This window comes from Alteromonas lipotrueae, assembly GCF_019249255.1.
GTDB lineage: Bacteria > Pseudomonadota > Gammaproteobacteria > Enterobacterales > Alteromonadaceae > Alteromonas > Alteromonas lipotrueae.
Window position 1 is genome coordinate 52,699 of record NZ_JAESDJ010000006.1, and the last position, 25,844, is coordinate 78,542.

Consider the following 25,844-nt stretch of genomic DNA (forward strand, 5'->3'; position numbering starts at 1 on the left):
GCTGGAAAAAGTAATAAAAACTCACTATTGTTGGTTAAATAGTGATCACAGTTTTGCGTAAGCAATGAAAGACATTAAGCCAATATTCAACGATAAATGATCGTACTATAACCATCTTGAGATGGATTGGAGTTCACCTATAATGCAGCTTCACGACGGATTGTTGGGCTCTTTACAAGATAGTAGTTTGCCAGAAGTTACCTCGCGGTTGAGTGAAGCCAGAGTAAATACGGAAGCTACCGCAGTCTTGCTCGTTTCATTACCTCCTACCGCCAGTCGCGTGGATATTCTATTCTGCGATGATAATAATGCCGATTCAAAGAAACAAACACTGGTCATGCCCAAGCATGCTCAACTCCTATTATCAATGACAGAAATGAGTGCCACTTTACCGGGCAGTGATTTTGAATGGCCAGAGGCGCTAAAAAAATGTGTCAACCAAAACGTGATTGTCGGTGGGATAAAAGATTTTCAAGGTAATATTATTGGTGCTGTTTTTATTGTGCTCCCATGTCACCAATTAACGAATCAACAAAAGCATTACGCCAGTATCGCCCGCCAGCAAATAGAACTAAGTCTTCAATATAAACTTATTCAGCATCCCTTTACCGACAAGCTCGCCGAAAAGATTCAGTTACTCAATGAAATAGGGCGTATCTCTCATGTTGGTGGCTGGGAGCTCGATTTACATGCTGGGGTTGTCGCGTGGACAAGAGAAACCTACTTATTGTTCGGTGTTACGCCTGGAAGAGATATCACGGTAGAGCGAGCGTTAGCCAACTTCCCACAAGATAGCCGCGAAAAAATTGCCATGGAGATGAAAGCGGCAATTAAGTCACTCTCTACTTTTGCATTAGAAGTAGAGTACATCAATGCTGAAGGTTATCGGCGCTGGCTAAAAATGACGGGTACACCTCAGTCGGATGGTACTCAAAAGCATCAAGACAATGTGTATAGAATTTATGGTTCTGTACAGGATATAACAGAACATAAACGCTTATCGGATACCCAACACAACTACACGGAATACCTTTCTACTATTTTGGACAGTATTGCAGATGCGCTAGTGACGATTGATGAAGAAGGCACAGTGATCACGGCAAACAACACGGTTGAGCATGTGCTAGGTTACGATGCTGATGAACTAATAGGGCAAGATATCTGTATATTGGTGCCTAAAGTTGAATCACAAAATACTAAAGATCACCTGAAAACTTTCATGAAAGGAGGGAGGAAAACCACTAAAGCTTCCGTGGAACACCACTTTGTTAGCCATAAAAATGGTGGCCTGATCCCTGTTGATATTTCACTATCTTCTTTTCATTTCGATATGCAGAAACGGATAGTGGTGGTATTTCGAGATATGAGTGTTCGAAAACAATTGGCAGACCAAGTTTATCAAGCGGCTTTCTATGACAATATCACCCAACTGCCAAACACTAAACTGTTCGAAAAGGGGTTGAAGTGTGTAATTCGAAAAGCGGGAGTAACCTATGCTGATATCTATTGTGCGCAAATTTCTATCGACAATATAAGTCAGTATAAGCAGGCGTTTGGCCAGCCTACCGCCGATTATGTTATGCGTATTCTTGCCTCTAGGCTCACCCGAACATTTTCTAAACCCTTCTCTATTTACAGAGGCGCAGAAAGCAACTTTTATTTGTTATACGAAGACGTCATTACCGAGGAAGATAAAGAAGCTCGCCACGCTATTGATGCAGTTAAACAGCAATTTACCGATGAAGTGTGTAGCGATATCACCTTGCACAATAGCCCGCATAAAATTTATGCCGTAGTGACCATTTGCCAGCTTAAGGGCATGGAGGCAAGCGTGACGAAAGTCAGGCATATGCTTTCCCAAGGGTATAACCAACTGAGCGCAGACCAAGTAAATACACCAGTGGTTTTTCATAGTGCTTCTAGTGTGGGTTATGACCGATACAATTTTATTCGACAATCCCTTGGTGCTGCTGTCAGTAATCATGAACTCTTCATTGAGTTGCAACCCCAATATGAGGGCGATGGCAGTATGGTGTGTGCCGAGGCGTTAGTTCGTTGGCAGCACCCCCAATTAGGCTTAATTACCCCCGCTGAGTTTATTCCTATTGCTGAAGAGACTGATGCAATAGTAGAAATTGGCCAATGGGTGATGAATGAATGCGGAAAGCTATTATACGAGTGTAATAAAAGCGGTTTGAGAACACGGCTCTCAATTAATATTAGTGCCAAACATATGGCTAGAGCCGACTTTAGCGAAAAAATGCTCGCAGTGATTGCTCATTGGAATATTCCTACGGGGAGCCTCACCATTGAACTTAGAGAGGCCGAACTTATCGGAAGTTTTGCTTTGGTACGTAACTCAATGAAAGAGCTATCAGAGAAAGGGGTATCTTTTTCCATAGATCATTTTGGTAGTGGTAATTTGAATTTAAGTTACCTTCGCGACCTTTGCATAAAAGAAGTAAAACTTGATAGGCACTTTATTGATGAAGAGGATGGGAAGGGGGCGCAAAGCCCACTATTAAACAGTATTTTCGATATCGCAAATATATTCGAGCTAAGAACTGTGGCAGAAGGAATAGAAAATACCACGCAATTTGACGATGCAAAGAAGCGTGGTTGTCATGTTTTTCAAGGGTACTTTCTAGACAGGCCTCTTAATGTCAGAGATTGGCGTGCAAAATTACCAGTGAAATAGCGTGACTATTGGGTAAAGCGAACCACATTAAGCCCCGTGTTTATATTCACTAACACCAAATTGACGATGCTGATAGCACAAAGGTTTAATAAATAATTTCAGTGAATACAGTAGCTTAATTAACGTAAGCCTGAAGTCTTATACGATAAATTCATGTTTATGAAGTAGGGTAAAGTAATACTTTACTGCGGAAACGGTCATGAATTATCATCAAGAATATCAGGCGTCAATTGATAACCCAGAAGCATTTTGGCTAGATAAAGCACAGTATCTCGACTGGTTTACTCCCCCTAAAACAGCAATTAGCGAAGATACAAACGGCTATCCTCAGTGGTTTAAAGGGGGAAAGCTTAATACTAGTTATTTGGCATTAGATCACCATGTAAACGCTGGCCGCGGTGAGAGCGCGGCACTAATTTACGATTCCCCTGTTACCAACACGCAAGAAACCTGGACCTACAATACCCTACTCAATGAGGTGGCTACGTTAGCGGGCGCACTCACTAGCCTTGGTGTGACGAAAGGCGATACCGTTATTGTGTATATGCCTATGATCCCTCAAGCGGCGGTAGCAATGTTAGCGGTTGCAAGAATTGGCGCAATTCACTCGGTGGTATTTGGTGGCTTCGCCGCCAGTGAATTAGCGGTCAGAATTGATGATGCCGAACCTGCACTCATTATTACGGCGTCGTGCGGAATAGAAGGTAAAAAACTACTGCCTTACAAACCCATGGTTGACGACGCTATTGCCCTTGCTCACCACAAACCGGTAGGCTGCGTTGTTTATCAACGCAAACAGCTTGCCGCTTCTCTTGTTGATGATTTTGACCACGATTGGCAAGCATTGTGTCAAGCCAGCGAGCCAGTAGAATGCACAGCCGTAGATGCTACCGACCCCCTTTATATTTTGTATACCTCTGGCACAACGGGCAAACCCAAAGGGGTTGTTCGTGACAATGGTGGTCATGCGGTAGCACTTAATTATTCTATGCAAGCCATTTACGGAATAGATCAAGGTGATGTTTTTTGGGCAGCATCTGATGTGGGCTGGGTAGTAGGGCACTCTTACATTGTTTATGGACCCCTAATAAAGGGGGCTACTACTGTCATGTTTGAAGGCAAGCCCGTAGGTACACCAGATGCTGGCGCATTCTGGCGTATGGTAGAGCAGCATAAAATAAGTGTACTGTTTGCAGCGCCAACGGCATTCAGAGCGATTAGAAAAGAAGACCCTGAAGCTAGTTGCATCGGCCGTTATGACCTAAGTAGCTTGCGTACTATTTTTATGGCAGGAGAACGATTAGATCCGCCAACATATCATTGGACTGTGGAAAAAACCGGTAAGCCGGTGGTTGATCATTGGTGGCAAACCGAAACCGGATGGCCCATTTGTTCTAATCCCATTGGCATAGAACCTTTGAGCACTAAACCTGGTTCATCTAGCGTACCAACCCCCGGCTTTAACGTAAAAGTGCTCGGTTCAAGTGGGGAGCAAGTCTCCGTAGGTAAAAAAGGGGCAATAGCCATTTCTTTGCCGTTGCCTCCCGGGTGTTTAACGACTATCTGGCGAGACCATAAGCGTTTCACCCAAGGGTATTTGCAGGAATTCGAAGGTTATTACAGCACGGGTGATAATGGGTACATAGATGAAGAAGGGTTTGTGTTCATTATGGGCAGAACCGACGATGTCATCAATGTGGCGGGGCATCGATTATCAACTGGGGAAATGGAAGAAGTACTGGCTTCACACCATGCGGTGGCTGAGTGCAGTGTTATTGGAGTGGCTGACGCGCTAAAAGGGCAGATTCCAGTAGGCTTAGTCTTACTTAAAGATGGCGTTGAAGTAGAAGAAGCGGCCTTTGAGCAAGAGCTCATTGCTAAAGTACGAAATACGATAGGCCCGGTAGCCAGCTTCAAGCGTGCCATTATTGTGAGCCGCTTGCCAAAAACACGTTCAGGGAAAATATTGCGTAAACTGTTAAGGCAAATCGCGGCTGATGAGCCAATCAATATACCGTCTACCATTGACGACCCAGCCAGTGTGACAGAGATTGCCGATTTAATGAAACACAAAGGCTTAGTTGAACGCTAAGCCTTATCTTTTCTCTTGCACAAGGAGTTAGAAGTACTCTTCTACTTCAGGTGCGGGCGGCGCAATTTCTATCGCGTAGTAAAGCGCAGCCGCTGTCATTAGTGCTATAGCCAGAGCTAGCAAAAGGCGCGATGAAGGAATAGGGGGAGCTTGAGTTTCTTTTTTGCCATGAAACATAGGGGGCACAAGTTTTTGCTTTTTATACACGGCATAAAACCCAATAGCGGCAACATGTAAGCCTATTACCCACAGTAAAATCTCGAAGGCGAGATGGTGCAAGGTATTCATAAGGTCTAACGTGCTACCGCTGACAAGATGGCGATAGGGGCCATCTAGAAAAATATCATCGGTCATAAACAAGCCGCTTACTGCTTGTACCAACAACAGTGAAATCATTACTACCACAAACCAGCCACCGAGGGGATTGTGGCCTGCCACAGCGGCGCTGTTTTTATCAAACAGCGTACGTAAATAACCTATTACCGCACTAGGGCCTTTCACAAATTGACTAAAGCGGGCATAAGTTGGGCCTATGACTCCCCAAATCACCCTAAATACTAAAAGCCCTAAGGTGAAGTAGCCAATATAGAAATGCCATTGGGTCGCATCATCCATCCACTCAGCGGTAATATATTGTGCTGCAATACTGGCAACCAATAGCCAGTGGAAAAGCCGAGTGGGGAGATCCCATATAAGCTGTTTATGCATATTATTCTGCCTATGTGTTTTGAAGTAATTCAATAAACGGTATTTTTCACGTCATCTAGGTCTTGGGGTAAACCCACAGGCTATCATGCTAGCTATTTTTACCGTTAAAAACGATAGGTTGCCCGCCTTTTTTGTATTAATGCTGCAATTTTTCAATTATCGGTAATATTTAAGCTTATCTCGTTGCAATAGTAACTGCATTTGGCAAAATGCGTTTACTGTTAAAGGAAAAGAATAACGTAAATGAAAGTAGGTTTATTTGGCGCCAATGGGCGCATGGGTCGGGTGCTTATTGAAGCACTAGATCAAAACGAGAATGCAGAATTGAGCGTTGCTACGGTGCGCGATGACTCTCCTTGGGTTGGCATGAATGTAGGCGAACTGGCAGGCATTGGCAAAAAGCCAATTGATTGCTTAGGCATGTCTGCTTTAACCCAATCACACGCCGATGTAATGATTGATTTTACATTGCCAGTGGTGTTTGAAAATAATATTGCATGGTGTGTGGCCAACAAAATGCCAGTGGTCATTGGTACTACTGGGCTAAGTGAAAGCCAATTGGCTGCGCTAGATGAAGCGGCGAAAACCATTCCTATTGTATTTGCGGCTAACTACAGCGTGGGCGTTAACCTGATGTTGTCATTGGTTCGACAAGCTGCGAAGGCGTTAGGTAACACGGCTGATATAGAAATTATGGAAGCCCACCACAGGTTTAAACAAGATGCACCTTCCGGCACCGCCATGGCCATTGGTGAAGCTATTGCCGATGAACTGGGTCGTGACTTAAAGACATGTGCAGTATACGGCCGTGAAGGAAAAGAACCTGAGCGCGACCAAGGCACTATTGGGTTTGCTACCGTTCGCGCAGGCGATATTGTAGGTGAGCATACCGCTTTGTTCGCTGATATTGGTGAGCGATTAGAAATAACCCATAAGGCATCTAGCCGACTGACATTTGCAAAAGGGGCTGTGCACGCTGCCCAGTGGCTGCATGATAAGCCAGCAGGGTTATATTCTATGGTTGATGTTTTAGATTTAAAATAAAAGCCACACGCTATAGCGGTGTTTTTAATTTTAACAGCAGCTTAAGTGAAATTATTTCAGGCTAATAAGTGGTGGTTTTGGCGGTTATACAAGGTAAATGAGTTTAAGTGGTGATTTTAATGATTTTTGATATTTAAATTAGACATTTTTAGTCAGTCATGTATACTCGCCGGAATTTGCCCGAATTTCGTATTCTAAAGCTATAAAACTGGCTGTAGAGCACGGTTTTATTAGCTGCAAAGATCGTAAAATGAGCGCTGTTAAATCAGTACTCTCATTTTTTGTGGGGTTTGGACAGAAATTCTGTTCAAACACATAGTTATCCTTAATCTGGAGGTTGACTTGGCTAATTCTGCCCTTTTGGTGTTAGAGGATGGTTCTGTCTTTAAAGGAACGGCGATAGGTGCGCAAGGTACTGCCGTTGGTGAAGTGGTTTTTAATACTTCAATGACAGGCTATCAAGAAATCATCACTGACCCATCCTACGCTGAACAAATCATTACCCTTACTTATCCACATATTGGCAATACCGGTATTAACGAAGAAGACGTTGAAGCAGATAAAATCTGGTCTAAAGGTCTTATCATTCGTGACTTACCATTGGTTGCTAGTAATTTCCGTCAACAACAAACGTTATCTGAATACCTCAAAGCCAAAGGCGTTGTAGGTATAGCCGATATCGACACCCGTCGTTTAACACGTATTTTACGTGATAAAGGCGCGCAAAACGGCTGCATCGTTTGTACTGATGAGTTAGATGAAGCGAGCGCGTTAGCACAAGCAAAAGATTATCCTGGCTTGAAAGGCATGGATTTGGCAAAAGTAGTAAGCATTACTGAGCCAAAAAACTGGACTGAAGGCAGCTGGAAATTGGGCGAAGGGTATATCACTCCAGCCGATAGTAAATATCATGTAGTCGCTTACGATTACGGGGTTAAGAGCAACATTTTACGTTTGCTTGCAGACCGTGGTTGTCGCGTTACCTTGGTACCAGCGCAAACACCTGCTGAAGAAGTGTTAGCTATGCAACCTGATGGTGTGTTCTTGTCTAACGGCCCTGGTGACCCTGAGCCGTGTGATTATGCCATTACAGCGATTAAAACTATCGTTGAAACAGGTTTGCCAGTGTTTGGTATTTGTTTAGGTCATCAACTACTTGCGCTAGCCAGTGGTGCTACTACGGTGAAAATGAAGTTTGGTCACCATGGTGCTAACCATCCAGTGAAAGACTTAAAACGCAATGTGGTTATGATCACCAGTCAAAACCATGGCTTCGCTGTAGATGAATCAAGCCTACCTTCTAATTTAGAAGTAACGCATGTTTCGTTGTTCGATAAGTCGTTACAAGGTATTCATCGTACCGATAAGCCAGCGTTTAGTTTCCAAGGGCACCCAGAAGCAAGCCCAGGACCGCACGAAGCTGCGCCGCTATTCGACCACTTCATTGAATTAATCGAACAACACAAGCAGTAGGAACGAGCCCGCTATGCCAAAACGTACCGACATAAAAAGTATTCTCATCATAGGTGCTGGCCCTATTGTTATTGGCCAGGCCTGCGAGTTTGACTATTCAGGCGCTCAAGCATGTAAAGCGCTACGCGAAGAAGGTTATCGCGTTATTCTGGTTAACTCGAACCCCGCTACTATCATGACCGATCCTGAAATGGCCGATGCAACATACATCGAGCCAATTCATTGGGAAGTGGTACGCAAAATTATCGAAAAAGAGCGTCCGGACGCTATTCTCCCAACAATGGGCGGACAAACCGCACTTAACTGCGCGCTTGACTTAGATCATCACGGTGTATTGAAAGAGTTCAATGTTGAACTTATCGGTGCAACGGCTGATGCTATCGATAAAGCCGAAAACCGTGAGCGCTTCGACAAGGCAATGAAGAACATTGGTCTTGAATGCCCACGTGCTGAAATTGCACAAAGCATGGATCAAGCCCACGATGTATTAACGCGCATTGGCTTTCCTTGTATCATTCGTCCGTCATTCACCATGGGTGGAAGCGGCGGCGGTATTGCATACAATATTGACGAATTTAACGAAATTTGTGGCCGTGGTCTCGACCTTTCGCCTACCAAAGAACTACTCATTGATGAGTCGTTAATCGGTTGGAAGGAATACGAGATGGAAGTAGTGCGCGACCGTGCAGATAACTGCATCATCGTGTGTACGATTGAAAACTTCGACGCCATGGGTGTACATACTGGTGATTCAATCACAGTAGCGCCAGCGCAAACCCTTACTGACAAAGAATTCCAGCTAATGCGTAATGCCGCCATGGCAGTATTACGTGAAATCGGTGTTGAAACCGGCGGCTCGAACGTACAGTTCGGTGTAGATCCTAATACAGGCCGTATGGTGATTATCGAGATGAACCCGCGCGTATCGCGTTCATCTGCATTAGCATCAAAAGCCACAGGTTTCCCAATTGCTAAAGTGGCCGCCAAGTTAGCCATTGGTTACACCCTTGATGAGCTTGCTAACGATATTACTGGAGGCTTAACACCAGCATCGTTTGAGCCTTCAATCGATTACGTAGTCACAAAAATTCCTCGCTTTAACTTTGAAAAATTTGCTGGTGCGAACGATCGCTTAACCACGCAAATGAAATCAGTGGGCGAAGTGATGGCGATTGGTCGTAACCAACAAGAGTCATTACAAAAAGCACTTCGTGGCCTTGAAGTTGGCGCGAATGGCTTGAACTCAATGGTCGATTTAGAAGACCCAGAAGCGCGCAACAAAGTGATTTACGAACTACGTGAGCCTGGTGCTGAGCGTATTTGGTACATTGGCGATGCGTTCCGCATGGGCATGACCGTTGATGAAGTATTTACGCTCACCAATGTAGACCGTTGGTACCTAGTTCAACTTGAAGAGCTTATTCAGCTTGAAGCTCAGGTTGCTGAGTGCGGATTGCACGGCATTGATGAAGATCTTATGCGTAAGCTTAAGCGCAAAGGTTTCTCTGATTCTCGCTTAGCCGAGCTAACGAAAGTAGCGGAAGGTGACATTCGTGAAACCCGTCGTGGCTTTGGTGTAACGCCAGTTTATAAGCGTGTTGATACCTGTGCGGCAGAGTTTTCTACCAGCACGGCTTACATGTATTCAACCTACGATGAAGAGTGTGAAGCTGACCCCACTGACAACGATAAGATTATGGTGTTAGGCGGTGGTCCAAACCGTATTGGTCAGGGTATCGAGTTTGATTATTGTTGTGTTCACGCGGCGCTTTCAATGCGTGAAGACGGTTACGAAACCATTATGGTTAACTGTAACCCTGAAACGGTTTCTACCGACTATGACACATCTGACCGCTTGTACTTCGAACCGGTAACGCTAGAAGACGTACTTGAGATTGTGGCTAAAGAAAAGCCAAAAGGCGTCATAGTGCAATACGGTGGCCAAACGCCGCTTAAATTAGCACGTGCCCTTGAAGCTGCGGGTGTCCCCATTATTGGTACGTCGCCTGAAGCTATCGATAGAGCAGAAGATCGTGAACGCTTCCAGCAAATGGTGAATAAGCTAGGCCTTAAACAGCCAGCGAATGCGACCGTGACTAACATTGAGCAAGCTCTTGCCATGGCTGATGGTATTGGCTTTCCGCTTGTAGTACGTCCTTCGTACGTACTAGGTGGCCGCGCAATGGAAATTGTTTACGACCTTAAAGACTTAAAACGCTACCTAACGGAAGCGGTGAAGGTTTCTAATGATTCTCCTGTACTGCTAGACCGCTTCTTAGATGACGCCATCGAAGTCGATATCGATGCAATCTGCGACGGTAAAGAAGTCGTTATTGGCGGAATCATGGAGCATATTGAGCAAGCCGGTGTTCACTCTGGTGACTCAGCTTGTTCATTGCCACCTCACTCTTTAAGTAAAGAGATTCAAGATGTTATGCGCGAACAAGTGAAAGCCATGGCGCTTGAACTTGGTGTTGTTGGCCTAATGAATACACAATTTGCGGTAAAAGATGGCGAAGTGTATTTAATTGAGGTTAACCCGCGTGCAGCACGTACAGTACCATTTGTATCGAAAGCCACAGGTGTTCCACTTGCTAAAGTTGCCGCGCGTGCGATGGCGGGTGTTAGCTTGGCAGAGCAGGGTGTTACGACAGAGATTATTCCTCCGTTTTACTCTGTGAAAGAAGTGGTATTACCGTTTGCTAAATTCCAAGGTGTTGATCCACTATTAGGCCCAGAAATGCGCTCTACTGGCGAAGTAATGGGTGTAGGTGACACGTTTGAAGAAGCGTATGCTAAAGCTAACTTAGGTGCAGGGGCGCCATTACCTAGATCAGGTAAAGCGTTAATCTCTGTGCGTAATAACGATAAGAATAAAATTATCGAATTAGCCAAAGCATTGAACAGCGCTGGATTTAGCATTGAAGCGACGCGAGGCACAGCGACCACACTTTATGATGCCGGCATTGCCTGCTCTGTTGTGAATAAGCTGTCTGAAGGCCGCCCTAACATTGTGGACTCTATCAAAAACGGTGAGTACGCCTATATCATCAATACAACGGAAGGTCGCCAAGCGATTACCGACTCGGTTTATATTCGCCGAGAAGCGTTGCTGAATAAGGTGACTTACACCACCACAATGAATGCTGCTTTTGCCACTATTCGTGCGAAGTCAGCAGACGATCGTGACAAGGTGGCTTCTGTACAAGAGCTTCACGCAAGACTCTAACACTGATGACATTACATGGGATACGCGGTATCCTGTGTATATGACACTTATGTGAACCAATCAAAAGTGCGCCGAAAAGGCGCACTTTTTTCTGTTTAAAATCAACTATCCAGTCGAGACTGTATTCATGAGTCAGTATCCAATGACCGCGCACGGCGCACAGCTTCTGCGCGACGAACTAAACGAACTTAAAACAAAAACTCGCCCGCGTATTATTCAGTCTATTGCTGAAGCTCGCGAGCACGGCGACTTAAAAGAAAATGCTGAATATCACGCCGCCCGTGAACAACAAAGTTTCTGCGAAGGCCGTATTCAAGATATTGAAGGTAAATTGTCGAACGCACAAATTATCGATGTCACTAAAATGGAAAACAAAGGTAAGGTTATTTTCGGCACTACCGTTACCATTTTGAATGTCGATACCGACGAAGAAACCACATATCGGATAGTGGGCGACGACGAAGCGGATATTAAGAAAAACCGTATTTCGGTAAATTCACCTATTGCTCGCGGCCTTATCGGTAAAGAGCTTGATGATATGGTGACTATTCAAACGCCAGCTGGCAGTGTTGAAGTAGAGATTATTGAAGTTCAATATATCTAAAAGAGACGAAAGTGTTATTGAAGATAAAACCGCCGAGCCCTGCTCGGCGTTTTTTTGTAAGCAATGAAATATACTGACTTACTGGTAACTTTCATCCACTTTGTATTGATTCCTACCCGCATTTTTGGCTCTGTAAAGCGCCTCATCAGCTTTTTTCAGCAAGGTTTTGAAGCCTTGTGATGAGTTATTAGTGCACGCTATACCTAGGCTAACCGTTGCTTGTAGCTGCTTTTGTCCATAATTAACCACCATGCGCTCAATATTAACCAATACCCTCTGGGCTATTTCTGTTGCGTCTGTCAGCTCAGTGTTTGGCAACATTAATAAAAACTCTTCACCGCCCATACGAACCATTACGTCATGTTTTCTTAAGGTGTGTTTACAGGTGTTGACCACAGCATTAAGAAGCACATCGCCAGCGTCGTGCCCGTAGGTGTCGTTTACCACTTTGAAATGATCAATATCTAAAGCGATTACCGTAAAGGTTTCTCTTGAACGCTTTGCTTGAGTAATCATACGCTCGCCAATTCTTAACCCACTTCGGCGGTTGTGTACACCTGTAAGATGGTCATAGTCTGCAATCTTCTTATAACGTGAAATGCCTTTTACGAGGGAAATAACCACTAAAATCAGCAAAAACGATAGTGAAATTGCTAAGAAAAGCTTCAGCTTGGCATTTGTTTCCTGGCTTTCCTTTTTATGTAGCTGTAGCTCGGAAATAGCTAACTGTCTTTGTAAAATATCGTTTTCCATCTGGGCGACGGTGATGTCGTTTTCAGAAGCGACAATACTAACTTGTTTTTGTATCAGTGAATTTACGTGATCTTCATAATAGGTATTTAGTGAAAGTAAACTCGCCACCTTCTCTATAGATGCTGGTTTGTTATTTAAAAGTGACGTGAGTGATTTCGCGATAATGCCTTCGACAGGACGTTCATCATTGTCGATGGTGTATTTTGATGCGAATTCTGCCGCCGAGCTAAACTCACCTATTCGGTATGCACTTAGCGCAAGGTGATAGTAAAGTTGATTAACGAACGCTGTTTCTACTGTTGTTTCTTTTAACGCCAATGCATCGCGATATCGGTTGTAAGCGTCTTGGTATTTTTCCTTGGCGTAGTAAACATGCCCCTGATTAAACTGCGCAAAAAAGAAGAAGTCGGGGCCTGCGTTACTTTTTTCAGCGAGGGCAAACTGACTGTTCACATGAGTTTGTGCTTGCTGGAAATCTGCCAGCCTTATGGCTTCGAGTGTCAGCGTATGGTGCATATTGAATACACCTTGATAGTCGTCTATTTTCTCCCATTCTGTTAAAGCCTTCGATAAATATACGTAGGATTTTCCGTGTAAGCCGTTAAAGCGATAGATATTACCCAGCGCATTATAAATAACGCCTTTGTCTGATGGCGGTATGGAATAGCGGTCTTCCAGAGCCAATGCTTCGTTGAGTAGGCTTAAGCCTTCCGCAAAATTGTTCGTTGAAGTGGCACAAAAGGCGGTTTGAGAAAGAGCCAATACTAAATGTTCTGCGTCGTCTAAATGTCGGGCAATGTTGAGTGCTTTGTACCTGTCGGGGCAGTAATGATTTGGGTCTCCAGTTGCCAAATAGCGAAAGAATGAGCGTTCTAGCAGAGCCATTACTACATGAACTGAAACAGGTTCACTTTCAAGTATCTGTAACGACTGACTCAAATACTTCTCAGCCAAGTCAAGTTTATCCAATTCGCCAGCGGTCGAACCCAGCCATTGAAAATACTGACCCTGTTCTTTGGCCGACCAGCTAGTAACGTCTTCTTTCACATCGATAAGAAGCGTAAATGCCGTTTCGAAATCTGGTGCAAGAGAATATTGCGCGTTAACTCCTTTAAAACTTTCGGCAGCCTTCAACACCAAACTATAAGAAGAAAGGAATATGAAGAAAGTGAATGGAAGCAGTAAACATATTAATCTAGAGCGAATGACCATGAGCGCATTTTTTATAAGTTTGGATAGGAAAGATAGCACAGTTATGAAATATTAAGATAATCGTTAAAATTGAACCTCCTGTCGTGTTACATAGTGCATTGGAAATCAGTTAAGCTCTCGCATTTAACGTAGGACAGTCACGTTTGCGTGTTTAGTTTTGATTACTACATTTACTTATGTGTCTGTCCAACTGTACGGAAAAAAGCGCAATGCCTTGTGATTTCGAAACAACCTTACACTAATTGATAAAGGTGAAAGTCGCCAATAGTAGGCTACTTTTTAATAGCGTACGCGTTTATCAGCAACAGCGATATTAATTGCTTGTTGTCACTAACAACGTGCTTATTGAATTTTGTAACCACGTTATCTACCTATTAAGAGGCTGTCTTCGTTATGGTATTGAAAAAGCTATCAGTAATGCAGCTTGCCATTTTAGGTACAGCCTGCTTGTTCATATCAATAATGTTTCTTGCCTACAAAGACATAAATTCCTCAAGAGAACGACTATCTTCTGCGCAAAAAGATATTAAATTAGTGACAATAATAACAGCCGTAGAACGGGTGGCACATCATCACGCGGTCGAAAGGGGGATTACGGCAGGTTATTTAGGTAATCCGAATGATGCATCGCACAATAAAGTGTTAAGCCAAAGAGAGAAAGCCGATGCGGCGGTTGAAAAAATAAACAGTATAATAGCGTCGGACTGGAAGAATTCATCGACAATTAACGTCATTCTTTCACCCGTTTTTACATTATTGAAAAATAAAGGTGAGATTAGACAGCAGGTAGACGAATTAAATGGGAAAAATGCTTTTTCCTTTTACAGTAGCCTTAATAAACGCGCGTTAAATACTACCAATGCGCTAACCATGCTGGTTAATGCCCCCGATGCTAAACTGGCGCTGTCACAGGCGCTGCTGTTTGCGCAAGCAAAAGAAAAAATGGGGCAGCGACGAGGTAAAATGAACGCTGTTCTAGCAGCCAGAAGTATTTCCGATCCGGTCAGGCAGCAGGTGGTAGCCTATACCAACGAAACTAAGTACATAGAAGATAAGCTGAAGCTGAATTTAGACGGCGAGTCATTAACTGGGTTTCAAACATTATTGAACAGTTCCACAAGCAATGAAATTAATCGAATTGTGAATGGAGCCACCTCTGATAACCCTGATTTCTCTTCACTACCCACCAATACAGATTGGTTCGCATTAGCCTCAGAGCAAATTGGGGGGATTGCCGGGCTGCTAAAAGAGCGGTTTGATTACGTGCTAAATGATGTTAACGCAAAAGCAAATAGCGCGAACACAAACCTAGTGATTACATTCGTAGCCATTGTGCTACTCACGCTGATTATTTTTGTTATATATCGCACGTTGCACGGCATCATTACGCAACAGTTAGACAAGTTGGTGGCGAACCTTGATAAAATAGCAAAAGAGGGTGATCTCACTATTGATTTATCAATGAGCACGAAGAACGAATTAGGCGATATTTCCCGTTCAGTCAATGCCACCATTTTTGCGCTGCGGGATCTTTTGCGTGGGTTAGGGCAATCTATTCTCACAAGCTCAAGGCTTTCCAATCAATTAGAAGACTCTAGTGGCGAAATGCTGGATGATGCGGGAAATACTCAGCAACTTAGCGCTAATATTGCTTCAGCAATTGAACAAGTTGCGTCGACTGGCAGGGAAATAGCTAAAGCCGCATTAGATACGTTAAGTGCCAGTAAACAGTTAGATGGTTTAGCTGAGCAGTCGCTAATAGCGAATGATAAAATTCGTCATAGTATGGAAGTACTATCTAATGATATTAAAGGTGTGCAACAAAATGCCGCCGATATGGAGCAGCAAGTTACAGAAATTGGTTCAATTCTCGATACCATCAACTCGCTTTCTGATCAGACGAATTTATTGGCGTTAAACGCGGCTATTGAAGCGGCCCGCGCGGGTGAACATGGCAGAGGTTTTGCCGTTGTTGCTGATGAAGTGAGAAAGCTAGCGCAAAGTAGTCGTGCCTCCTCTGACAAAATCTCAAGTTTGCTGTCTAATTTAAAAGATGCCAGTGTGATAGTGGTGGCAGATATTAATAAAAATGTGGCCTCTATTACCAATTCTATGGAAGTGACTATCGAAGGAAGGACCACCGCAGAAAAAGTAAAAGAAGCGGCTACTAATGTGGAAGGTATGGCTAACAGCATGTCTTCCTCGGCAGAACAACAATCAGCTACTACCTCAGTGATAGCGCAAGATGTGGTGAACGTCGAAAAGGCGGCTAGCCATGAAGTAAATATAGCCCAACATTTATCTAAATTATCGGGTGACATGAAAGAAAACAACCTTCTTCTTCAACGCACAATAGATGGGTTTAAAGTGGATAATGATTAACTTCTGAAGCCTAGTTCGATGAAAAAGGACAATGACTAACTCCCCCCCAAAATATTGGGCCCCAAAAATTGGCTCACTTCACTAGTTGGACAAACACTCATTTTGCTTCTCTTATTTTAGGTGACTATTTAAAGTGGCAGGCTCGCGCTTAACTGCCAACCCTTTACAATCTTGCTGAGACTTTTCATTGCCTAACCCTTAGGCAAAGTTTATTCTGCATAAGCTTTTATTTAACAGGGATTTTTTCGATGGCATATGATTTTGGTTCACAGACGTTAGGCATAGCCAACCCCTTCAAAAAAGAAGGGGTATTCCGCGCAGTGGGCGGGGGCTTGGTACTCGCTTTAGCCATTTATGCAGTAGCGGGCGTGCCCGATTTGTTTGCCGAGAACAAAGTGCGTGGTTACACGCTACTAGGCGTGGCTTTTGTGCTGATCGTGTCAGGCATTAAACATTGCGCTGTGGGTATTTTGCAGCTCATGCGGTTTTTTGTAGGGCGTACTGTGCCTACTTCTCTTGCGTATAATCACTCAGTTTCCGAACAGGATGCAGCGCAAGCCGAAAAAAAATCCCTGCTGTATTCGAAAGAAAGCTTACACGCTATGTTAATGGGTCGTCGTAACACCACGTTTGAAGAGCCTCGTGGTTGGCTAGCCAGATTAGTGCATAGTGTACTTCCTAAACTTACTTTCCTACCTTTTCCTTTGCGCCATTTATCTCAAGAAATTATTGCCATGGCGGTGACCTTTCTTGTGGCGCTGCTTGCATTCGCTATTGTCTACTTTTTAGTGAGCAACGGGTTAGCGGGTGAGGTAGCTAAAGTATTGGTGATGCCTTTGCTCTCAATATTGCTTCTTGTGTACTTAATAGCGAATTGGGGCTCTACCGCAAAAGGCATTCACAATGAAGGTAACTCTCAACTTGCGAAAGCGAGCAGTTTATCGCTAGGGGTGATTATTGGCCTAGCGATAGTTGTGCCGTTAGGCGCGGGTGTATTCTTAGATGAGTTGGTTGGCCGCGATATCGATAAAGTACAAGCGTGGGCAAATACGTTCCCACTGTTTAGCGCTTGGGCAAACTTAGCCTTGTTACTAGTTTGCGTGATTGCTGTGATGGCGTTAATCATGCCGTTACTTTACAAACGAATGGGGCAGGTTACACCGAAAACTGAAGTCAGTGAATTCCGCGCTAATATGCAGGAGTCGGTTCACCCGAATGAAATTTTTATCAATATTGAAAATATTGTGCTTGCTAACCGCAGATACCGTGAAGTGCCAAATCGTATCTATGCCGACTTCGATCCTAGACTAAAAGAGCAAGCAGAAGGTAAAGGCAGTTTTGAGGGCGAGTTATTAATAGAAACCCAGCCTACATTAACCGCCGGTGTTACCTTGCCAGAGAAAAAGAAAATGACCCTAACTGCCGTTGCACAAGTGGCCGTAGTTGCCGCAGCTATATTGTTTTATGTGGGTGGGTTGCAGCTAGCTGAAGTGCTCGATTTAGTTATTCGCCAAGGCGTTAATACCGATGAGCAAGTTAATTCCGCAATTACCATGGGTAATAACCTCATTTGGTTAATCTTCGCCTGGTTAACGGTTCGTGGTGCTGCCAATGTGATGAACAAAGCGTCCCACATGTTTTGGGGGGAAATGACATTCTCATCGTTACTCATGTTTATGAAAACGGAAGGTACCTATACAGAGTCTCGTGTATCTACAGGCATGGCCATTCATGATTCTACACGTTCCGAAAATGTTGTGGTGCGAAGCAGTATTACCCCTTGGATCATAACCAGTAGAATCAACACCTCTATTTTTGCTACAAGCGGTATGAACAACTTAGAGTCGCCACGTTTCATTATGGGAATGAATAAGAACGATGCCGAGCTTGGCGAGATTGTCACTGAAATCAAGGCATTCCTTCGCGGCCGAGAAACCATCGCATCTATCACCAATGAGGCCGATTTAGCGAACGCTGGAACCATTCATCAGGTAAACCAGCAAACCCGAAGCCACAATGACGAGCCTCAAAGCAAAATTACCCTTGAACAAGAAGAAGAGGCCGCCGGCTTCTTGCGTAACAATGCAGATCAAGAAGATGAGAATAAAAGCTAAAAGTTAGGCTTTGTCACTATTTACTTTATTTAGATATCGAATGTATTTATAGAAAACGTATATTGGACACACACATTAATTTTGATGAACATGAGTGTGTGTCCAATTTTTTACAACTTATATTCCACCCTCTAATCCTATTTTATCTACGTCGTTAAACCTGCTTATTTAGCTTAAAATGACGCATATTTGTGTGACTGTCCTATCTGCTTCTATCTGCTAACTATCTGTGCCTCTTATCTAATTACCTAACCTCTTCAGTTTATTTTGAATGACTGTCCAACCTATAGTTAATTCGTAGGTGGACGGAGTTGCTCCTTGGTATAGGCGCTTGTACACTGAGTTTTTTTAAGACTTACTGAAAGGCGCTATTATGTCGGATAAGGATATTGAAACGCTTTCGTCGAAAGTGGTTTACGAAAATAAGTGGCTAAAAGTACGTGAAGATAAAATTCGTCGTGCTAGTGGGAACGAAGGTATTTATGGTGTTGTTGAAAAGCCAGACTTTGCGATTATTCTTCCCATCGATGGTGATATTGTTTATTTGGTTGAACAATACCGGTATACGGTAGAGCAGCGATTGCTAGAATTTCCGCAAGGTGCCTGGGAAGATAACCCGGATGCCGACCCGAAAGTGTTAGCCGCCGGCGAATTAAAAGAAGAAACGGGGTTTACAGCCAACGAAATGCATTACGTTGGTTTTCAATACCTTGCCTATGGCTTTTGTAATCAGGGGTATCATATATTCGTTGCGAAAGGGTTAACGCAGGGCGAGCAAAAGCTAGATATAGAGGAAGAGGATTTAAAAATCATACCTGTGCATTTTAAAGAATTAGAATCTATGATAACTGAAGGCACTATTAAAGATGCATCTACCTGCAATGCGTTCGGACTTGCCCGTTTAAAAGGGTTTATTTAGTTAACAGCCTGATTATTGACTGTAACAGAGTGTAACAATTTTATGTTGAACGGCATCGAACTCACTTGTATTGTGTGACCACACTTTTTCTTTGGAGCAAACAATGAACTGCAATGGGCAATTTTCCATTACGGGGTGGGATGAAAATATACTAAGTGAAAAACGAGAAGGTGTTAAGCAAACCCATGCTAGCATTACGCAAGCTTATGAAGGCAGCATGGCGGGGCAAAGCGACGTTGAATTTCTCATGTCGTATCAGACATCAATGTTGGCACTATTCGTTGGATTCGAGAGTTTTGTAGGGGTTATAGACGGTCGTCGAGGCACAATTTCGTTTAAACACGATGGAAAATTTGAAAATGGCATTGCCAGCAGCAACTTCTCATCGATTGATGGCAGTGCAACGGGTGAACTATCTAACTGTGATATTTCAGGGACGTTCGAGTCTGCTGAAGGCGGTAAAGCAAATTATACAATAAATCTTACCGAATAAATCTTACCAATAACCTATTTTTTACACACTGTATAAACGAAAAAACGGCGCTTTTCAGCGCCGTCCAAAATCAGGGAAACGATTTTTAAAAGCCTTGTTTAACTCTCTATTAATCGTGAACCAATCTCAATTTGACGAGGTTTTTTAGCTTCGGGTATGACACGCTCCATATCGATGTGCAGTAACCCATTTTCCATATCAGCGGCTAACACCTTCACATGGTCGCCAAGCTGAAACTTCCTTTCGAAATTACGCTCGGATATTCCTTTATGAAGAAACTTACGTTCGGCGGATTCTTTTTCTTCCGGCTTACGTGTGCCCGTTATTACTAGGGTGTTTTCTTGAACCTCAATGGACACGTCATCTTTACTGAACCCCGCTATTGCCATAGTGACACGATATTTGTCATCGCCAAGCAATTCAATGTTGTAAGGGGGGTAAGTACTTTGTTTTTCAGCACGAGACGCAGCATCAACTAATGAAGCTAAGTGGTCAGAACCAATAAATGAACGGTAAAGTGGAGATAGATCGATAGTACGCATAGTCATATCCTATTAATTTAGCAATATGTTAAAAATAATTCGCCCCGACTATTCGGCGGCGGTGTTGTCAACCTGAGCTTTCAGCGTCGACATAATAGATATAGGGTGGCTCAAATTCTTTTCAAGGTTTTTTTTCAAAAAATTTTAAATTTTATTTTGAAACGTAAAAGCCCCCTGATTTTTCCGGCTTCTAACACGTAACAGTCTTAATTACCGGAACTATTAAAGTGCGACCGAATTTTTATTATTAAAGTCTATTGTTTTAGGTGTCGACAATTATTTACCTCTCCTTGTTTTTGTCCCTTCCTATTTAGCGTTCTATCAAATCAATAAAGTTTTTGTAGCGAAAATAGATTCGCATAACGTTTAACGCATACTGAACTAAATGATAATTAATTGTATTTGGGTGGTGTGGGATAGTATTATGAGACTCTACTTGAAAGAGTATTAAGTAAGCATTTATGTACGTAAATGCTACACTTAGCGTTCTTTTTGTCACTTAATCAAACTCAAGAAATCGAATGAAAAAAGAAGTTATTGTTTTAAATTGTGGTAGTTCGTCAGTAAAATTTGCCATTATCGACGCCGACACAGGTGAGGCTGGGTTAAGTGGTATTGCTGAAAGCCTAGGAAATGATGATGCTAGATTATCGTTTAAATTAAACGGGCAAAAAGAACAGCACTCCCTACCTAGTAATGCGTCTCATGCAGAAGCGTTAGCGGCAATTCAGAACATAGTCACCAGTACCGGCGTTAAGCCAATAGCGTTGGGACATCGAGTAGTCCACGGTGGTGAGCGGTTCAAAGAAGCTGCGTTAGTCGACGATGGCGTATTAGCCTCTGTAGAGGAATATGCCAGTATGGCGCCGTTGCATAATCTAGCGAACTTGAAGGGGATTACCACTGCTCAAGCCGCGTATCCAGCGTTACCTCATGTCATCGTGTTCGATACCTCTTTTTTCCAACAAATGCCAAAACGTGCCTATATGTATGCGCTACCCAAGGCCTTGTACGAGCAGCACGGTGTGCGTAAATATGGTTTCCATGGCACTAGCCACAAGTTCATTCTAGATAGCACTGCGCAATTGCTTAGTAAGCCTGTTGAACAAACCAGTATTATTAGTGCTCACTTAGGAAATGGTTGCAGTGTTACCGCTATTGAAAAGGGTGTAGCGGTAGATACCAGTATGGGGTTTACGCCCCTTGAAGGTTTGATGATGGGCACGCGCTGCGGTGATATCGACCCCAGCCTGCCAGGGACTTTGCAAGAAAAGCTAGGTAAGTCTGCTGCTGAAATCAATTCATTGATTAACAAAGAGTCTGGGTTGGCGGGTATTTCCGGGTTAAGCAACGATTGCCGTACGCTAGAAGAAGCGGCAGAAGCGGGGCACGAAGGCGCATTATTAGCCCTCGAAATGTTCTGCTATCGCTTAGCCAAGTATATATCTAGCTACATGATAGCAGTGCCGTCATTAGATGCTGTGGTGTTTACAGGTGGCATTGGTGAAAATTCATCGTATATTCGTGCAACTACCATGAGGTATTTTTCCCATCTTGGTTTTACCATTGATGATCAAAACAACCAAGCTATGCGCTTTGGTGCAAAAGGAAACATAGCGACTTCGTCATCCACAAAACCTGTTTTAATCGTACCCACTAATGAAGAGTGGGTTATCGCCGCCGAAGCTGCGAAATTCGCTTAGGTTTTTTTGCGTAAATTGTCTTTGCTTTAGGAGCAACTATGTCACGCCGTATTATGCTGATCCCTGTTGGCACAAGCGTAGGGTTAACTACTGTCAGCATTGGGCTCGTTCGTGCATTAGAAGAACAAGCCATTAAACTGAATTTCTTTAAACCTGTAGCACAGCCTCGAAGAGGCGACACCGGTGAAGAGCGCTCAACCGCTATTATTAGTCACCACTGTAGTGTTAAGCCTATAGCGCCATTCGATTTGAACGTAGTAGAGCGAATGATCAGTAGCGACAATACTGATGAATTACTTGAAGAGATTATAGAGCGCTTTGAAGCGAATCAAGAAGCCGATGCCGTGGCAGTAATCGAAGGCTTGGTGACAACTCGCCATCACCCTTACGCAGAGCGTTTAAATCTTGAAATTAGTCGTGCGTTAGATGCCGACATCGTGTTTGTCTGCGTACCAGGAAATGATGATCCTGTGGATATTAACCATCGCCTTGAAATTGTGGTAGACGCTTACGGCGGCCACAAAAGTAAAAAGGTAGTGGGCTGCATTTTTAATAAAGTTAACGCACCGTACGACGAACACGGTCAGCTACGTACTGATTTAAGTGTGCTGGAAGCGCCTGAACACGATGAAACCCGAAGCAAAGCGCTGCGTGAACTGCCTATATTTGCAAAAGGCTTGAACCTGCTAGGAAATATCGATTGGAATGCCGAGCTAATGTCTCCTCGTGCTATCGACATTGCCAAGCACTTAAATGCCACGTTAATTAACGAAGGCAATATTGCTTCACGTCGATTAAGTAGTGTTACCTTTGCTGCCCGTGAAATTCACAATATGACACACACCTTAAAGCCAGGTGCACTGCAAGTGATGTCTGGTGATAGAGGCGATGTATTTGTTTCTTGTTGCTTAGCGGCATTAAATGGCACTAAGTTAGGCGCATTGTTATTAACTGGCGGCTACCAGCCAGATGAAAACATAAAGCATTTATGCAGCCAGGCTCTGGAAACCGGCTTGCCTGTCATGCTGGTAAATACTAATACGTGGCAAACCGCACAGAACCTGCACGCGTTCAATCAGGAAGTGCCGGTGGATGATAGTCAACGTATCGAAAAAGTGATGGTACACGCGGCAGAAAGTTTAGATGCTAAATGGGTATCTTCACTTACCGAAAAAGTATCTCGTCAAAAGAAACTTTCTCCGTCTGCATTTCGCTATTATCTGACTAATCGTGCGCGCCAAGTTAACAAGCGTGTGGTATTACCTGAAGGTAATGAACCGCGCACTGTAGCCGCGGCAGCCATTTGTGCTAAACGTGGGCTAGCGCGCCCTGTGCTTATAGGTGATGAAAACGAAATTCAACGTGTGGCACAGCAACAAGGCGTGGTGCTGGGCGATGGTGTTGAAATTGTTTCACCTGCTGCCATACAAGAAGATTATGTGGCAGGGTTAGTGAAGCTTCGCGGTCACAAGGGGGTTACCGATGTGGTTGCTCGTGAGTTGCTACAAGACAACGTTACCCTAGGTACTATGATGTTGCAGCAAGGTGATGTTGATGGCTTGGTATCTGGCGCCGTTCACACTACAGCAAATACCATTCGCCCCGCATTGCAGTTAATTAAAACAGCAGAAAATGCATCGTTAGTTTCGTCGGTATTTTTCATGTTATTGCCAGACCAAGTCTTGGTTTATGGTGACTGTGCTATTAATCCAGACCCTAACGCCCAGCAGCTGGCGGATATTGCTATTCAGTCTGCCACGTCGGCACAGATGTTTGGCATTGAACCAAGAGTGGCCATGATCAGTTATTCTACCGGCACATCAGGTGCTGGTAGTGATGTTGAAAAAGTGCGTGAAGCTACCGAGATTGCACAAAAGCTTCGCCCTGACTTATTAATTGATGGACCGCTTCAATACGATGCCGCTGCTATAGAAAGCGTAGGGCGCAGTAAAGCACCAAATAGCCCTGTTGCGGGTAAAGCTAATGTATTTGTATTCCCAGACTTAAACACCGGGAACACCACTTACAAAGCGGTACAGCGTAGTTTTGATTTGGTGTGTATTGGGCCAATGTTGCAAGGCATGCGCAAGCCAGTCAATGACTTAAGCCGTGGGGCATTGGTGGATGATATTGTGTTTACTATTGCATTAACTGCTATTCAGGCCGCGAATTAGTTAGGGGCTGTTTAAGCTGGCTCAAGGCTGTATCAATTAGCTTAACGCTATCGTAAATTATGACTATAAAAATTTGATAGTTACACGTACAAAAACGGCGCATCATGCGCCGTTTTTTATGGTTAAATTTTAGTTCGTCAACTAAGTTTAACTTGTCGAATTAATCAAACCTGTTTATTAAAGCGTGGCTTGGCTACCAAGCCTTAGCACGTTTCCTTAACCAAAGGGCAATGACGAAAAATACTAATACCAGCACCCATACGCCTATATCTTGAATCAGGTAATAGGGCGTGAAACCAGAGGTCGCCAACACAGGAGCAGTTAAACTGGCCGCTTCAAATTGAGGTAACCGTGCAGTTATATTGCCTTTGTGATCAATAAAGGCAGTTACGCCATTATTGGTCGCACGCACTACTGGGCGGCCAAATTCGACGGCACGCATTCGAGCAATTTCTAAATGCTGAGCTGGGCCATGAGAATGGCCAAACCAGGCATCGTTACTGACCGTAATAATCATGTCGGTGGCGTTATAAATATTCGCCGCCACTTGCCTTGGGAAGGCAATTTCAAAGCATATTGCCGGCGCCAAATGGATACCGTTGGCAACAAGATTAGCTTGCTGAAAATCACCTCTTGCAAAGGAAGACATGGGTAAATCAAACAAGGGCGCTAAGGGGCGCAACCAATCTTCAAAAGGGACGAACTCACCAATGGGTAGCAAGTGGTGTTTAGCAAAGCGATTGTTGTGGAAATACTGATAATCTGGTGTTGTAGCATCGGGTATTCTTTTACCCAGTACAATCAAATTATTCCATGCTTCATCGGTTTCCCAATTATAATTAACAATCCCTGTGATAAGGGCTGTGTTTTCAGCAAAGGCGCGGGCATTAACTTGAGTTAAATAATCTAATGCAAGTGGCTCTAGTTTTGGTACAGCGGCCTCAGGCCAAATTACCAGGTCGTTATCCCACAGCGGTTCCGTAAGGCTTAAATAACGGTTCATGGTGGGGGCATCTTGCTCCGGCACCCATCGCAAAGACTGTGCAATATTACCCTGCGCCATCGCGACGTTATACTGCCGTTTAGGCGCAACCCATGAATGCTGATTGGCAGTGAACCCGCTAATATACAAAGCTAAGCTAACCACAACAGCGCCGGTGAAATGCCGTTTAGTACGCGACACGGCAAACAAGCTCGCACCGATAACCAGCAAGGCCGTTATGCCGGTTTCACCTAATATGGGTGCCCAACCCACTAGGGGGCTATCAATTTGGCTATAGCCTAACGACAGCCAGGGAAAACCGCTTAGTAACCAACTGCGCAACCATTCTGCGAATACCCAGAAAAAAGGCAAAGCTAATGGCCAAAGCCGATGAGGGAAATAGCGAGCGGTAAGCTTAAAGGCAAGGGCCGGGAACAACGCAAGGTAACTACACAGCAAAACCATAAGGCCTATGGATGCAACCAGCGGTAAGCCACCGAAATCAGCAATGCTCACGTGTACCCAACTGATGCCCGCACCAAACCAGCCTAGCCCAAATACCCAGCCAGCTAAAAAAGGGCGATGTGGAAGTTTAATAACTTGCCTAATTCCTAACGCAAAAGCGGGAATAACAAGTGGCCAGATACCAAAGGGCGCAAACGCCAGCGTTAAGCTAGCGCCGCTTAGTAAAAGCAGTAAATAAGGAATGAACCGTTTCAACG

Annotated in this window: 16 protein-coding genes; 12 read left to right on the forward strand and 4 right to left on the reverse strand. The window is 43.9% G+C overall.

Annotation, left to right across the window (positions count from 1 at the left end; translation table 11 throughout):
- Window positions 1–142 precede the first annotated feature (142 nt).
- Window positions 143–2,698, forward strand: coding sequence for a GGDEF domain-containing phosphodiesterase (locus tag KYS23_RS10095; protein ID WP_218418505.1), 2,556 nt, complete (start codon window positions 143–145; stop codon window positions 2,696–2,698).
- Window positions 2,699–2,897: 199 nt separating this feature from the next.
- Window positions 2,898–4,790 carry a propionyl-CoA synthetase gene (locus KYS23_RS10100; RefSeq protein WP_218397115.1) on the forward strand — a complete coding sequence of 631 codons (1,893 nt, stop codon included), beginning with the start codon at window positions 2,898–2,900 and terminating at the stop codon, window positions 4,788–4,790.
- A gap of 27 nt (window positions 4,791–4,817) precedes the next feature.
- Here KYS23_RS10100 and KYS23_RS10105 read toward each other — a convergent pair whose 3' ends face one another.
- Window positions 4,818–5,498: a cytochrome b/b6 domain-containing protein gene (locus tag KYS23_RS10105; protein WP_159531235.1), complete on the reverse strand. Its 681-nt coding sequence runs from the start codon at window positions 5,496–5,498 to the stop codon at window positions 4,818–4,820.
- A gap of 243 nt (window positions 5,499–5,741) precedes the next feature.
- Between KYS23_RS10105 and dapB the strand changes: the two genes are divergently transcribed.
- The 4 genes from dapB (at window position 5,742) to greA (ending at window position 11,848) form a co-directional block, all read left to right on the forward strand.
- The gene (dapB, locus tag KYS23_RS10110) at window positions 5,742–6,542 is read left to right on the forward strand and encodes a 4-hydroxy-tetrahydrodipicolinate reductase (RefSeq protein ID WP_159531233.1); all 801 of its coding nucleotides are present in this window, start codon (window positions 5,742–5,744) and stop codon (window positions 6,540–6,542) included.
- A gap of 342 nt (window positions 6,543–6,884) precedes the next feature.
- On the forward strand, window positions 6,885–8,015 hold the full coding sequence (gene carA / locus KYS23_RS10115; RefSeq protein WP_159531231.1) for a glutamine-hydrolyzing carbamoyl-phosphate synthase small subunit: 1,131 nt from the start codon (window positions 6,885–6,887) through the stop codon (window positions 8,013–8,015).
- Between the two features lie 13 nt (window positions 8,016–8,028).
- Window positions 8,029–11,244, forward strand: a complete 3,216-nt coding sequence (gene carB, locus KYS23_RS10120) for a carbamoyl-phosphate synthase large subunit (protein ID WP_159531220.1) — start codon at window positions 8,029–8,031, stop codon at window positions 11,242–11,244.
- Between the two features lie 127 nt (window positions 11,245–11,371).
- Window positions 11,372–11,848: a transcription elongation factor GreA gene (gene greA, locus KYS23_RS10125; protein ID WP_159531210.1), complete on the forward strand. Its 477-nt coding sequence runs from the start codon at window positions 11,372–11,374 to the stop codon at window positions 11,846–11,848.
- A gap of 78 nt (window positions 11,849–11,926) precedes the next feature.
- Here the strand turns inward: greA and KYS23_RS10130 are convergent, their stop codons facing one another.
- Window positions 11,927–13,735, reverse strand: coding sequence for a tetratricopeptide repeat-containing diguanylate cyclase (locus tag KYS23_RS10130; RefSeq protein WP_218418506.1), 1,809 nt, complete (start codon window positions 13,733–13,735; stop codon window positions 11,927–11,929).
- A 471-nt stretch (window positions 13,736–14,206) separates the two neighbouring features.
- Between KYS23_RS10130 and KYS23_RS10135 the strand changes: the two genes are divergently transcribed.
- From KYS23_RS10135 to KYS23_RS10150, 4 genes are all read left to right on the forward strand, one after another.
- Window positions 14,207–16,195, forward strand: a complete 1,989-nt coding sequence (locus tag KYS23_RS10135; RefSeq protein ID WP_218418507.1) for a methyl-accepting chemotaxis protein — start codon at window positions 14,207–14,209, stop codon at window positions 16,193–16,195.
- 248 nt (window positions 16,196–16,443) lie between these two features.
- Window positions 16,444–18,309 (forward strand): hypothetical protein, encoded by a 1,866-nt coding sequence (locus tag KYS23_RS10140; protein WP_218418508.1) that lies wholly within the window; start codon window positions 16,444–16,446, stop codon window positions 18,307–18,309.
- 373 nt (window positions 18,310–18,682) lie between these two features.
- A complete protein-coding gene (locus KYS23_RS10145) occupies window positions 18,683–19,228 on the forward strand; it encodes an NUDIX domain-containing protein (protein ID WP_159531203.1) in 546 nt (181 codons plus the stop codon).
- 103 nt (window positions 19,229–19,331) lie between these two features.
- The gene (locus KYS23_RS10150) at window positions 19,332–19,721 is read left to right on the forward strand and encodes a DUF3224 domain-containing protein (protein ID WP_159531201.1); all 390 of its coding nucleotides are present in this window, start codon (window positions 19,332–19,334) and stop codon (window positions 19,719–19,721) included.
- A gap of 98 nt (window positions 19,722–19,819) precedes the next feature.
- Here KYS23_RS10150 and KYS23_RS10155 read toward each other — a convergent pair whose 3' ends face one another.
- The gene (locus KYS23_RS10155; protein ID WP_057792724.1) at window positions 19,820–20,263 is read right to left on the reverse strand and encodes an Hsp20 family protein; all 444 of its coding nucleotides are present in this window, start codon (window positions 20,261–20,263) and stop codon (window positions 19,820–19,822) included.
- A gap of 521 nt (window positions 20,264–20,784) precedes the next feature.
- On the opposite strand from KYS23_RS10155, the gene KYS23_RS10160 reads away from it, so the two are divergent.
- Together KYS23_RS10160 and pta are read left to right on the forward strand one after the other, a co-directional pair.
- Window positions 20,785–21,966 (forward strand): acetate kinase, encoded by a 1,182-nt coding sequence (locus tag KYS23_RS10160; protein ID WP_218418509.1) that lies wholly within the window; start codon window positions 20,785–20,787, stop codon window positions 21,964–21,966.
- A 38-nt stretch (window positions 21,967–22,004) separates the two neighbouring features.
- A complete protein-coding gene (gene pta / locus KYS23_RS10165; RefSeq protein WP_159531197.1) occupies window positions 22,005–24,140 on the forward strand; it encodes a phosphate acetyltransferase in 2,136 nt (711 codons plus the stop codon).
- A gap of 193 nt (window positions 24,141–24,333) precedes the next feature.
- On the opposite strand, the gene lnt is transcribed toward pta, so the two are convergent.
- A complete protein-coding gene (gene lnt, locus KYS23_RS10170) occupies window positions 24,334–25,842 on the reverse strand; it encodes an apolipoprotein N-acyltransferase (RefSeq protein WP_220100290.1) in 1,509 nt (502 codons plus the stop codon).
- Window positions 25,843–25,844 lie beyond the last annotated feature (2 nt).

Bases quoted from the DNA above. Each gene is read 5' to 3' on its own strand.
- KYS23_RS10105 (WP_159531235.1), bottom strand. From the start codon at position 5,498: ATGCATAAACAGCTTATATGGGATCTCCCCACTCGGCTTTTCCACTGG.
- dapB (WP_159531233.1), top strand. From the start codon at position 5,742: ATGAAAGTAGGTTTATTTGGCGCCAATGGGCGCATGGGTCGGGTGCTT.
- KYS23_RS10135 (WP_218418507.1), top strand. From the start codon at position 14,207: ATGGTATTGAAAAAGCTATCAGTAATGCAGCTTGCCATTTTAGGTACA.
- KYS23_RS10095 (WP_218418505.1), top strand. From the start codon at position 143: ATGCAGCTTCACGACGGATTGTTGGGCTCTTTACAAGATAGTAGTTTG.
- KYS23_RS10145 (WP_159531203.1), top strand. From the start codon at position 18,683: ATGTCGGATAAGGATATTGAAACGCTTTCGTCGAAAGTGGTTTACGAA.
- KYS23_RS10140 (WP_218418508.1), top strand. From the start codon at position 16,444: ATGGCATATGATTTTGGTTCACAGACGTTAGGCATAGCCAACCCCTTC.
- KYS23_RS10155 (WP_057792724.1), bottom strand. From the start codon at position 20,263: ATGCGTACTATCGATCTATCTCCACTTTACCGTTCATTTATTGGTTCT.
- KYS23_RS10100 (WP_218397115.1), top strand. From the start codon at position 2,898: ATGAATTATCATCAAGAATATCAGGCGTCAATTGATAACCCAGAAGCA.
- carB (WP_159531220.1), top strand. From the start codon at position 8,029: ATGCCAAAACGTACCGACATAAAAAGTATTCTCATCATAGGTGCTGGC.
- KYS23_RS10160 (WP_218418509.1), top strand. From the start codon at position 20,785: ATGAAAAAAGAAGTTATTGTTTTAAATTGTGGTAGTTCGTCAGTAAAA.
- greA (WP_159531210.1), top strand. From the start codon at position 11,372: ATGAGTCAGTATCCAATGACCGCGCACGGCGCACAGCTTCTGCGCGAC.
- pta (WP_159531197.1), top strand. From the start codon at position 22,005: ATGTCACGCCGTATTATGCTGATCCCTGTTGGCACAAGCGTAGGGTTA.
- KYS23_RS10150 (WP_159531201.1), top strand. From the start codon at position 19,332: ATGAACTGCAATGGGCAATTTTCCATTACGGGGTGGGATGAAAATATA.